Genomic DNA, 10,933 nt, shown 5'->3' on the forward strand with positions numbered 1-10,933 from the left:
GGTGGGGGCGGGCCGGAACGAGCGGTGGGTCATGGCTCTCACGGCGTCGTCGTACGGTCCGGGAACTGCGGGCGCAGGGACGTTACGGACCCGAGCTGCGCGAGGTGCTGCCGGCTCTCGTCGCTCTCGTGGCCCTCGTGTGCGCCGCGGTCGCCGCATTGGCCGCGGTCTACCGGGCCCTGGGGATCGGCGGACTCGTCGTGGCCATGGGGCTGCTCACGGTGATGGGCGCGACCGGATGGCGACGGCACCGCCCGGTCGCCCGTCGCCGTCTCGGCTACTACAAACCCGAGGAGATCGCGGAACTGGACACTCGCGGGCTCGTGCTGGCCGTCTCCCGGATGCTGCGCCGGGACGGCTGGCGGGTGCTGCCCATGCCGGAGGCGGACCGGCCCCGCCTGTGCGCCCGGGACGCCCGCGGTCGCCGTCTCGAAGTGGCGTTCCGCCCGGTGGCCGAGCCTCTGCCGGACGAGGACACGTCCGCTTCGGCCGGCGCGGGGGCGGAGGGACGGCCGAGGTCGGGCCCTCATTGGCGCCTGGTGGTGCATCGCGGCAGCTTCAGCGGTCGTGACGCTCACTGGGCCCGACGCCGGGACGACATCCGGCTCATCGACGGCCCGCTCCTCGAACGTTGGGGCAGCGGGACGCCCCTGCGGGAACTGTGATCCCCGTAGGCCGGCACCGGCCACTGTGCCTTTGGAGAGGTAGCTGTATGCGTGACGCAGTCGACTTGATGGCGGAGACCTACGCGCTCGACGCCGGCCCGTGGAGGGTGACACCGGTGACCCGCGGCGCGTTGGGCCAGATCTGGAAGTTGTCCGGCAACGGATCCTCATGGGCGATCAAGGAACTCCTCTTCGGCTGCGACGAAGAACAGGTGTGCAAGGAGGCCGTGTTGCGGCAGGCAGCGCAGGACCTGGGAATCGCCTCACCCCGGCTCATCCCCAATCGCCACGGCGCATACGTCTCACGCCTCCCCCCTTCCTCCGGCGGGGGCTACGTCAAGCTGTACGACTGGATCGACGGCACCACGGCGGACGCGTCCGATCCAGACCTCCTGGACTGGTTCGGCGGGACCATGGCGCTCCTCCACCAGGCCGGAGAAGGCGCGAGTGAGGCACCGAACTCCTGGTACGAGGAATGTCCCCGGGAGGCCGACTGGAAAGACCTCCTCGAGAAGATTCATCAGGCAGGCATCCCGTGGGCAGACGCGCTGGACCGGTTCATCTCCACTACCGCAGCGGAACTGGCGCAATGGGTCACCCCGTCCGGGCCTGACGGTCTGGTGACATCGCATCTCGACCTACAGCCCCAGAACGTGCTGGTCGGCCCGAACGGGCCGGTCCTCCTCGACTGGGACAACGCCGGTCCCGCTTCGGCGGAACGAGAACTCGCACGTGCCGTGTATGTGTGGTCGGGCCGCAACCAGGTCGACCTCGAATCGGCCCGGCGATTGGCACGGGCCTATCGGACGGCCGGAGGCCGCGCCGCGATCCAAGGGCCGCAGTCGTTCTCCATGCTTTTCGCGACGGACCTGAACTACGTATACGTGCAGGCCGAGTGTGCCGTCGATCCGACCGTGACCGCCGCGCAGCGGGAGTTCGCGAGCGATCAGGTCGTGGCCTCGCTGCGCAGTCTGCCCGATCTGGCCGCCATCTCCCGGTTGGCCGCGGGTCTGGAGGACCTGTGGTGATCAACGGGGGCTGTCAGGGCAGCTTGAGCGTGAACCAGGTGGTCTTCCCCTCGTCCGTGGGGCGCACACCCCAGCTGTCGGCGAGGCCGCGTACCAGGAGCAGTCCTCGTCCGGACTCCGCGTCCTCGGATGCGAAGCCGGGTTGGGGAAGGTGGGAACTGCGGTCGCTGACCGCGACGGTGAGGTCGGTGGCGGTGCGGCACAGACGCAGCCCGATGGGGCCCTCGCCGTGCTGGACCGCGTTGGTCAGGGTCTCGGAGAGGAGCAGGAGGGCGTCGTCCTTTGGAGACGTGCAGTCCCATGAGGTGAGCGCGTCTCTGAGGAAGGCGCGTCCCTCGGGGACGGAGGACGGGACCGCGGGCAGGTCGGTGGTGAGGGCGGCTAGGGGCGCGGCCGGGAGCTGGGCCAGGAGCAGGGTGACGTCGTCGTTGTGGCTCTCGGCGTCGGGCAACAGGCCGGCGAGTACGTGGTCGGAGGCGGCTTCCAGACACGGGGTGGGGGAGGCCGCGAAGAACTCGTCGAGGAGACAGGTGAGTTCGCCGATGCGGGCTTCGATGTCGCTGTAGGGAGTCTCGATCAGCCCGTCGGTGTAGAGGATGAGGGTGGCGCCGGGTGGGACGGCCGTGGCGGACTGCTCGTAGAGGACGTCACCGACGCCGAGCGGGGCGTTTATGGGGGAGGGGAGGATGCGGATCCCGCCGCTGGGGTCGGCGACGAGGGTCGGCAGGTGGCCGGCGGAGCAGGCGGTGACGGTACCGGTGTCCGCGGCGATGACCAGGTAGCAGCAGGTGACGAGCTGGTCGGGTACGTCGAGGTCGGCGACACAGGTGTCCAGGGACTGCATGAGCTGGCGGGGCTGCATCCCGGTCTTGGCGAGCGCGTGGGCGGCGGAGCGCAACTGGCCCATGACAGCGGCGGCTTCCAGACCGCGGCCCATGACGTCGCCGATCAGTACACCGACCTGCCCGGCGCCGAGGGGGATGAGATCGAACCAGTCGCCGCCCACGCCGGCTCCCTGCGTGGCGGGCCGGTAGCGGCTGGCGGTGGCCAGGTTGGGGATCGCGGGCGGAGTACCCATGAGACTGCGCTGCAGGGTGAGGGCGATGTGCCGCTGCTGCTCGTACAGGGCGGTGAGCTCGGCCTCCGCGCGCTTGCGGTCGCTGATGTCCCGGACGATGGCGCACGCGCCGACGACCATGCCGTCCGGGTCCCGGGTGGGCCACAGGGTGACGTCGACGTCCAGCTTCACACCCGTCTTGGTGACGCGGAGCGTCTCGAAGTGTTCGACCTTCTCCCCGTCGCGCAGCCGGGCCAGCAGCGTGCTGACGTCGTCCTTCATCTCGGTCGGGGCCAGGAGCGACACATGTCTGCCCATGACCTCCTCGGCTGTGTAGCCGTAGAGGGACTGAGCGGCGGCGTTCCAGTAGGTGATGTAGCCGTCGAGGGTCTTGGCGAGGATCGCGTCCTGGGACGACTCGACGAGCGCGGCGAGTTCGTTGATGCGTGCCTCGGCGGCCTTGCGGTCACTGACATCGCGGACCGCGGCGGACACGAGCACTCCGTCCGCTGTCTCCAGGGGACTGAGACTGATCTCGACCGGGAACTCGGTGCCGTCCTTGCGCAGCCCGTGCAGGTCGAATCCGGCTCCCATCGGCCGTACCTGGCGGTTGGCGGCGTAGCCGTCGCGGTGCGTGGTGTGGTGGGCGCGGAAGCGGTGCGGCATGAGCAGCTCGACCGGCTGGCCGAGCAGTTCCTCGCGCCGGTAGCCGAAGAGCGCCTCGGTCTGGGCGTTGACCAGCTTGATGATGCCGGTGTCGTCGACGATGACCATCGCGTCCGGTGCCGCCTCCAGCAGGCCCCGGAACCGCTCCTCGGCGCCTCCCGGTCCGGCCGCACGGATCTGTTCGCCGCAGGGGCACCGTTCTTTTCCGGCCGCTTCCGCCGACGGCGCCGGCTCCGCTTCGACCAGGTCACTCATGTCCGCCCCTCCCAAGGTCGCAGCACGATTCCGGCCATCTCAGCGCACCCGAGTCGTGTCCGTGTCGGTATGTCGCTTACTGTCCGTTAACGGCCCGAACCTGTTGCCGTCGGCACGTCGGATGGCCGTATCCCCGTGTGTTCGGGACCTTCGGCCCTGGGAAGTCGGCGTGGCCGAGAATGCCGATCTCCTACAAGAAGCTCGGTCTTCCCCATTCCTGTTCACTGCATTGACACGAGTCATCTCCGGTCGTAGATGTGGCGACACCACTGTGGAGGTGAGCAAGTGTTACGCCGACTGATCACCGGGCTCACGGCCCTCGCGGCCGCCCTGATGACCCCGATGCCCGCCCAGGCCGCTCAGGACCCCCTCGTCGTCCGCACCGAAGCCGGCCGGGTCCGGGGCGAAGCCACCGCCGAGGGACGGCAGTTCCTCGGGATCCCCTACGCCCAGCCGCCCGTCGCGAAGCTCCGCTGGAAGGACCCACGCCCCGTCCGCCCCTGGCAGGGGGTGCGCACGGCACAGGACTTCCGTAACAGATGTGTCCAGGGCGCGAGTTGGGACCCCGGATACGAGCGGCCCAGCCACACCGAGGACTGCCTCGACCTCAACGTGTACGCCCCCGAGGGCTCCGTTCGCCGGCCGGTCATGGTCTGGCTGCACGGCGGCGGGCTCACCGCGGGCGCGGGCGAGGACGTCGTGCCGGACACCTTCGCCCGGCAGACCGGCACGGTCGTCGTGACCATCAACTACCGCCTGGGCGCCATGGGATACCTCGCCACGGCCGGACTCGACGACGAGGCCCGCGACGGTGTCTCGGGCAACTTCGGGATGCTCGACCAGCAGGCCGCGCTGCGCTGGGTGCGTGCCAACATCGGCCGCTTCGGCGGCGATCCGGGTCGCGTCACCATCGCGGGCGAGTCCGCGGGAGGCCGCTCGGTCTGCACCCAGCTGGCCTCCCCGACCGGCAAGGGCCTGTTCCGCGCGGGCATCGTCGAGAGCGGTGCGTACGGCGACTGTGCGGCCCGCACCCACGACACCGCGGTCGACCAGGGTGCCGCCTTCATGGAGAAGCTCGGGTGCGCGAGCCTGGTGTGCCTGCGCGGCAAGTCCGCCGAAGAGGTCCTGGCCGCCCAGAGGGGCTTCGACTGGGGCCCGGTGACCGGTGGTGACTTCCTGCCGGTCCAGCCCGCCGAGGCGTTCACCAAGGGCGCCGCCGCCCGCGTCCCCGTGCTCAACGGCGCGAACAAGGACGAGGGGCGGATGTTCGCCTTCGCGCAGTTCGACAACAACGGCACCCCGCTCACCGCCGAGCAGTACCCCCAGGTCATGCGGGCGGTCTTCGGTGAGAGTGTCCTGGAGCGCTACCCGCTGTCGGCGTATCCCTCGCCGAGCGTCGCCTACGGCACCGCCATGGGCGACGCGCAGTTCGCCTGCCCCGCACTCCGGCTGGACGACGTGCTCGCCGCTCGCGGTCCGGTCTACGCGTACGAGTTCGCCGACCGCACCTCACCCCCCTTCGCCTCGCTGCGGAACCTCGACACGGACTTCGACTTCGGCGCGACGCACGTCAACGAGGTGCAGTACCTCTTCAAGCACTTCGGCCTCGACAGCCCGCTGAACGCCGAGCAACGGGTGCTGGCCCGGCAGATGGTCCAGTACTGGGGCTCGTTCATCCGTGACGGTGTGCCGCGTGCCGCGGGGCAGCCGTCGCTGCCGGACGGACGCGATGCCGTGCTCTCCCTGCGAACGGCCTCGGCGGGTGGCAACGTGGTGAGCACCACTGTGCGCGATGAGCACCAGTGCAACCTCTGGGACACCTCTGCCGTCACAGCCAGCAGGTAGGCTGCCCCGGCGTGCGCTCACGGCCGAGCGCACGCCGGAACGCAGGGTCCAGTGACATGGGAGGAGCGGCGTTGCACGTCCAGGAGTGGCTCGAGTCGGTGCCCGCGGTCAGTATCTATCTGCTCGTGGGTCTGGTCATCGGCCTGGAGAGCCTGGGCATCCCGCTGCCCGGCGAGATCATCCTGGTCTCCTCGGCGCTGCTCGCCTCGCAGCACGGCGAGATCGACCCGTTCGTCCTCGGCGCGTGCGCCAGCGCGGGCGCGATCATCGGTGACTCCATCGGCTACGCCATCGGCCGCAAGGGCGGGCGCCCGCTGCTGGCCTGGCTCGGCGGCAAGTTCCCCAAGCACTTCAGCGAGGGCCACATCGCGACCGCCGAGCGCTCCTTCGAGAAGTGGGGCATGTGGGCCGTCTTCTTCGGCCGTTTCGTGGCCCTGCTGCGCATCTTCGCCGGCCCGCTCGCAGGCGTCCTGCGGATGCCGTACTGGAAGTTCCTGACCGCCAACGTCCTCGGCGGCATCCTGTGGGCGGGCGGCACGACCGCGGTCATCTACTACGTGGGCGTGGTCGCCGAGGCCTGGCTCAAGCGGTTCTCGTGGCTGGGGCTGGTGGCGGCGGTGCTGTTCGGGGTGGGTTCGATGCTGATCCTGAAGCGCAAGGCGAAGAAGGCGGCTCCGGCTGCCGCCGAGCCGGAGCCGGTTCCCGCCGCCGAGTAGTCCGCGGGACGTCGGTGACGGGTCGTTCCCCTCATCGCGGCGGAGCCGCACCACGTCACAGTCCCGCGCCCCTCACGGGGCGTGCAGCTCCCGGTGCGTCTGAGCCAGCTCCGTGTACACCGCCGCGTTGAGCGCGATCCCCTCCCGCTCCTCTGCCGTCAGCTCCCGCTTGACCTTCGCCGGCACCCCCGCGACCAGGGACCCCGGGGGCACCCGCATCCCCTGGGGCACCAGGGCCTGGGCGGCCACCAGGGAACCCGACCCGATCACCGCCCCGTTCAGCACGGTCGCCCCCATCCCGATCAGACAGTCGTCCTCCACGGTCGCCCCGTGCACCACCGCGTTGTGCCCGATCGAGACGCGCTCGCCGATCGAGACCGGGAACCCGGGGTCGACGTGGAGCGTGCAGTTGTCCTGCACGTTGCTCCCGGTCCCCACCACGATCGGCTCGAACTCGGCGCGCAGGACCGCGCCGTACCAGACGCTCGCCCCTGGGTGCAGCGTCACATCGCCGAGCACCACGGACGTCGGCGCCGCGAACGCCTCCTGATCCACCTTCGGATCCTTGCCGCCCACGCCGGCGATCAGGGCCTCGTGCGTCATCGCTCACTCACTCCTTGTCTCGACGGCTCCACGGCTCGTCCGCTCGTCGGTAGGGGCACCGTAAGCCATCGGTGCCCCCGGCCGTGGGGCGAAGATCACAGCCGTACGGCCTCATGGGCACGGCTCCCGCTGAGTACGGTGAGCGGGTGCCCGAGCGCAAGAACACGTTCTCATCCTGGCGTCGTCGCCTGGCGCAGCGCGCTGTCCACGCGGGCTGGGCCTGGGTGCAGCGCACGGGTTCCGTGACCGCCGAGAACCCCGGGCGCTTCCGCTTCGGCGCGCTGGGAACGGGTACCAGGCTGGCCTTCCCGCTCGGCACGGTGTTCGGCGAGCCCTGGATACACCTCGGCTCGCACTGCATCGTCGGCGAGCAGGTCACGCTGACCGCCGGGTTGATGCCCGACCTCGATCTCGGCCCCGACCCGATCCTCCGCCTCGGCGACGGCGTCGTCCTCGGCCGCGGCAGTCACGTCATCGCCGACACCACGGTCACCATCGGCAGCGACTGCTACTTCGGGCCGTACGTCTATGTGACGTCCACGAACCACTCGTACGACGACCCGCACGAGCCCATCGGCAAGCAGTGGCCTCGCATGGAGCCGGTGCGGATCGGCTCGGGCTGCTGGATCGGGACGGGTGCCGTGATCCTGCCCGGGGCGCGGATCGGGCGGAACGTGGTCGTGGCCGCGGGAGCCGTCGTACGAGGTGTCGTACCCGATCACTCGGTGGTGGCCGGGGCGCCCGCCAGGGTCGTACGGAGCTGGGACCCGGTGACGGGCTGGCAGCCGCCGCTGCGGACCCCGGCTCCGGTGCCGATACCGGACGGGGTGACCCCCGAGCAACTGCTGGCCTTGGCGGAGCTGGGTGAGGACACCGTGAACGCGCTCGCGGAGCCGGCCCCGAAGAGCGAGTCGTAGTCCCGAGCCGTGTGCGCCCGTCCGGGTCAGCCCGCGGCCAGCAGGACCGTGCCGACGAGAGCGAGGCCCGCGCCCGCCGCCTGGACACCGCGCAGCCGTTCGCCGAGGACGGCGCGTGCGGCCAGGGCCGTCACCACGGGGTAGAGCGAGGCGAGCACGGCGGCGACCGTGACCGGGCCCTGCTGCGCGGCCAGCGAGTAGGTGCCGTTGGCGCCGACGTCCGCGAGGCCCACGAAGGCGAGCGCCGGGAGCGAGCGCCACAGGAAGCCCTCCGCGGGGAGGGCGGGCGCGCCGCGCCGCACCGAGACGTACAGGGCGGTGCCGCCGGCGACGACGTTCGTGACGCGCTGCACGAACAGGGCGAGGAAGAGACCGGTGAGCGTCGTCGATGCCTCGGCGATCAGGGCCATGACCGCGCCGAAGCCGAACGCCGCGAGCAGGGTCAGCAGGACGGCCTGCCGCTGGACCGGTGCGCCCCGCAGCTGGGGTCCGCCCGCGAGCACCACACCGATGACGGCGACGACGATCCCCGCGAGCTGCGGCAGTCCGGGGCGCTCGCCGAGGGCCAGCCCGACCCCGACGGGAACCGCCACGCCCAGGGAGCCCAGCGGAGAGACGACACCCATGGGACCCAGGGCGAGCGCCTTGTAGAAGGCGAGCATCGCGACCGGCCCGACGAGACCCGCGGCCACCGCGAACCACAACTGCGGGCCTGCCTCGCTCCAGCCGCCGGTCGCGACGACGATCGCGCCGAGCACGACGGTCGCGATGGACTGCGAGACGACCACGACCGTGAGTGCGGGCGTCCGCCGCGTCAGCAGTCCGCCGCCGAAGTCGGCCAGGCCCCACAGGAGGCTGGTGGCCAGGGCGAACAGTGCTGGCGTCATCGGCATCGGGGACCTCGCAGTACAGTGCGGTGAACGAAGGGTGCACCACACCGTAGTTCATTTCATTGAACTCTGTCATTTAGAATATTGGACGGAATGTGTCGGACCTCGACCTGCTGACCCAGTCCCTGGCGCGGAACGTCAAGCGCTGGCGCACGGAGCGCGGCTTCACGCTGGACGCACTCGCCGCCCGGGCCGGAGTCAGCCGCGGCATGCTCATCCAGATCGAGCAGGCCCGCACCAACCCCAGCCTCGGAACGGTCGTCAAGATCGGCGACGCCCTCGGCGTCAGCATCACCACACTGCTCGACTACGAGCAGGGGCCCAAGGTCCGCGTCGTCCCGGCCGAACAGGTGGTACGGCTGTGGCACACCGACGCGGGCAGCTACAGCAGGCTCCTCGCCGGTACGGAGGCGCCGGGCCCGCTGGAGATGTGGGAGTGGCGGCTGATGCCGGGCGAGGGCAGCCAGTCGGACCCGCACCCCGCCGGCACGGTCGAGATCGCCCATGTCACGGCGGGCGAGCTGACGCTCACCGTCGAGGGCATGGAGTACCGCGTCCCGGCCGGCGACAGCGTCACGTTCGAGGCCAACGCCGCGCACGGGTACGCCAATCAGGGTGACGTCCCGACGGAGATGGTGCTGACGGTGTCGGTGCCGGCCGTGCACTGAGACGCCGACTCACCTGCCCGTAGGGCCTGTTAGCGTGCGGTCATGCGCGCACCCATCGGGCACTTCGACCACGCCTCGCCCGCCCCCGACAGCCTGGACGACCTCACCACGCCGGTCGCCGACGCCGTGCGGAACTGGAGCGGCAGCGTGCCCGCCGACCAGATCGTGTACGTCGACACCGACCCGGAGTGGGCCGACACCGCGGTGTTCGTCCAGCACTACGGGCAGGAGTTGCTCGAACGGTCCGCGAACTGCGTGGTCGTCGCCGGCAAGCGGGGCGGTGACACGACGCTGGCCGCGTGTGTCGTCCTGTCCACGACCCGCGTCGACGTGAACGGCACGGTCCGGCGCCAACTCGGCGCCCGCAAGGCCTCGTTCGCCTCGATGGACACGGCGACCGGTCGGACCGGGATGGAGTACGGCGGCATCACGCCGATCGGACTGCCCGGGGAGTGGCCCGTGCTGGTGGACTCCGCGGTCGTCGACCTGCCGTACGTGCTCGTGGGCAGCGGACGGCGGCGCGGGAAGCTGCTGGTGCCCGGGAAGGCGTTCGCGGAGCTGCCCAACGCGGTGGTGTTGGAGGGGCTCGGGGTCGCCTGAGGGGGCGCTGCCGTCCTTCAGGGGGCCTTGTAGGGGTCCTCGCGCCTTACTCGGCCGTGTGGTGGGCGAGCGCGAGGTGCGGGTCCGTCTCGCCCGGTGTCGGCGCCGGGTCCGCGTGGACCAGGGCCGCGGTGAGCCTCGGGACCGCGTGCAGCAGGGCGTGCTCCGCCTCGACGGCCGTGCGGTGCGCCTGACGTACGGTCACGTCCCCGTCGACGACGACCGCGACCTCGGCCCGCAGCCGGTGGCCGATCCAGCGCAGTCGCAGCTCGCCCACCTCCTGGACGCCCGGCACGTCCCGCAGTGCCCCCTCGGCGCGGTCCACCAGAGCCGGGTCGACGGCGTCCAGGACCCGCCCGAACACCTCACGCGTGGCGTCGCGCAGCACCAGCAGGATGGCTGCCGTGATCGCCAGCCCGACCAGTGGGTCGGCGAGTTGCCACCCGATCGCGGCGCCGCCCGCGCTCACCAGGACCGCGAGGGACGTGTAGCCGTCCGTGCGCGCGTGCAGTCCGTCCGCGACCAGCGCCGCCGAGCCGATCGAGCGGCCGACACGGATGCGGTAGCGGGCCACCCACTCGTTGCCCAGGAAACCGATGACCGCGGCCGCGGCCACGACCGGGACGTGGTCCATGGGGCGCGGGTCGAGCAGCCGGTCGATCGCCGTCCAGGCCGCGAAGGCCGCGGAGGCGGCGATGGTCAGCACGATCGCGATGCCCGCCAGGTCCTCGGCTCGCCCGTAGCCGTACGTGAAGCGGCGCGTCGCCGCGCGGCGGCCCAGGACGAAGGCGATGCCCAGCGGAACGGCGGTCAGGGCGTCGGCGGCGTTGTGCACGGTGTCGCCCAGGAGCGCGACCGAGCCCGAGAGCACGACCACGACCGCCTGCGCCACCGCCGTCACCCCGAGCACGGCCAGCGAGACCCACAGGGCCCTCATGCCGCGTGCGGAGGACTCCAGCGCTGAGTCGAGCTTGTCGGCTGTCTCGTGGGAGTGGGGGGTGAGGAGGTGCCGCAGGCGGGAGA

11 protein-coding genes are annotated in these 10,933 nt (G+C 71.1%); 7 read left to right on the plus strand and 4 right to left on the minus strand.

Annotated features, from left to right (window positions below; translation table 11 throughout):
- Both FNH08_RS32675 and FNH08_RS32680 read left to right on the plus strand, forming a co-directional pair.
- Positions 1 to 665, plus strand: a 665-nt coding sequence (locus FNH08_RS32675) for a hypothetical protein (protein ID WP_322725884.1), incomplete at its 5' end; no start/stop codon positions are given.
- A gap of 47 nt (positions 666 to 712) precedes the next feature.
- Positions 713 to 1,693: a phosphotransferase enzyme family protein gene (locus FNH08_RS32680; protein ID WP_152775143.1), complete on the plus strand. Its 981-nt coding sequence runs from the start codon at positions 713 to 715 to the stop codon at positions 1,691 to 1,693.
- Between the two features lie 13 nt (positions 1,694 to 1,706).
- Here FNH08_RS32680 and FNH08_RS32685 read toward each other — a convergent pair whose 3' ends face one another.
- Entirely contained in the window at positions 1,707 to 3,671 is a 1,965-nt protein-coding gene (locus FNH08_RS32685; RefSeq protein WP_152775144.1) for a PAS domain S-box protein, read from the minus strand.
- A gap of 285 nt (positions 3,672 to 3,956) precedes the next feature.
- On the opposite strand from FNH08_RS32685, the gene FNH08_RS32690 reads away from it, so the two are divergent.
- Entirely contained in the window at positions 3,957 to 5,516 is a 1,560-nt protein-coding gene (locus FNH08_RS32690; RefSeq protein WP_322725885.1) for a carboxylesterase/lipase family protein, read from the plus strand.
- 71 nt (positions 5,517 to 5,587) lie between these two features.
- Positions 5,588 to 6,232 carry a DedA family protein gene (locus FNH08_RS32695; protein WP_152775146.1) on the plus strand — a complete coding sequence of 215 codons (645 nt, stop codon included), beginning with the start codon at positions 5,588 to 5,590 and terminating at the stop codon, positions 6,230 to 6,232.
- Between the two features lie 72 nt (positions 6,233 to 6,304).
- Here the strand turns inward: FNH08_RS32695 and FNH08_RS32700 are convergent, their stop codons facing one another.
- Positions 6,305 to 6,835 (minus strand): gamma carbonic anhydrase family protein, encoded by a 531-nt coding sequence (locus FNH08_RS32700; RefSeq protein ID WP_152775147.1) that lies wholly within the window; start codon positions 6,833 to 6,835, stop codon positions 6,305 to 6,307.
- Between the two features lie 113 nt (positions 6,836 to 6,948).
- Between FNH08_RS32700 and FNH08_RS32705 the strand changes: the two genes are divergently transcribed.
- A complete protein-coding gene (locus FNH08_RS32705) occupies positions 6,949 to 7,752 on the plus strand; it encodes an acyltransferase (protein ID WP_152775152.1) in 804 nt (267 codons plus the stop codon).
- 26 nt (positions 7,753 to 7,778) lie between these two features.
- Here the strand turns inward: FNH08_RS32705 and FNH08_RS32710 are convergent, their stop codons facing one another.
- Positions 7,779 to 8,645, minus strand: coding sequence for a DMT family transporter (locus FNH08_RS32710; protein ID WP_407704496.1), 867 nt, complete (start codon positions 8,643 to 8,645; stop codon positions 7,779 to 7,781).
- A 92-nt stretch (positions 8,646 to 8,737) separates the two neighbouring features.
- Here FNH08_RS32710 and FNH08_RS32715 point away from each other — a divergent pair, with 92 nt between their 5' ends.
- Both FNH08_RS32715 and FNH08_RS32720 read left to right on the plus strand, forming a co-directional pair.
- Complete coding sequence (locus tag FNH08_RS32715; RefSeq protein ID WP_322725886.1) at positions 8,738 to 9,310, plus strand: helix-turn-helix domain-containing protein; 573 nt, start codon at positions 8,738 to 8,740, stop codon at positions 9,308 to 9,310.
- A gap of 42 nt (positions 9,311 to 9,352) precedes the next feature.
- On the plus strand, positions 9,353 to 9,910 hold the full coding sequence (locus FNH08_RS32720; RefSeq protein WP_152775149.1) for a YbaK/EbsC family protein: 558 nt from the start codon (positions 9,353 to 9,355) through the stop codon (positions 9,908 to 9,910).
- A gap of 46 nt (positions 9,911 to 9,956) precedes the next feature.
- On the opposite strand, the gene FNH08_RS32725 is transcribed toward FNH08_RS32720, so the two are convergent.
- Positions 9,957 to 10,925 (minus strand): cation diffusion facilitator family transporter, encoded by a 969-nt coding sequence (locus FNH08_RS32725; RefSeq protein WP_228034491.1) that lies wholly within the window; start codon positions 10,923 to 10,925, stop codon positions 9,957 to 9,959.
- Positions 10,926 to 10,933: the final 8 nt, after the last annotated feature.

Source organism: Streptomyces spongiae, assembly GCF_009377185.1.
GTDB lineage: Bacteria > Actinomycetota > Actinomycetes > Streptomycetales > Streptomycetaceae > Streptomyces > Streptomyces spongiae.

Bases quoted from the DNA above. Each gene is read 5' to 3' on its own strand.
- FNH08_RS32680 (WP_152775143.1), top strand. From the start codon at position 713: ATGCGTGACGCAGTCGACTTGATGGCGGAGACCTACGCGCTCGACGCC.
- FNH08_RS32685 (WP_152775144.1), bottom strand. From the start codon at position 3,671: ATGAGTGACCTGGTCGAAGCGGAGCCGGCGCCGTCGGCGGAAGCGGCC.
- FNH08_RS32700 (WP_152775147.1), bottom strand. From the start codon at position 6,835: ATGACGCACGAGGCCCTGATCGCCGGCGTGGGCGGCAAGGATCCGAAG.
- FNH08_RS32705 (WP_152775152.1), top strand. From the start codon at position 6,949: ATGGGCACGGCTCCCGCTGAGTACGGTGAGCGGGTGCCCGAGCGCAAG.
- FNH08_RS32710 (WP_407704496.1), bottom strand. From the start codon at position 8,645: ATGCCGATGACGCCAGCACTGTTCGCCCTGGCCACCAGCCTCCTGTGG.
- FNH08_RS32720 (WP_152775149.1), top strand. From the start codon at position 9,353: ATGCGCGCACCCATCGGGCACTTCGACCACGCCTCGCCCGCCCCCGAC.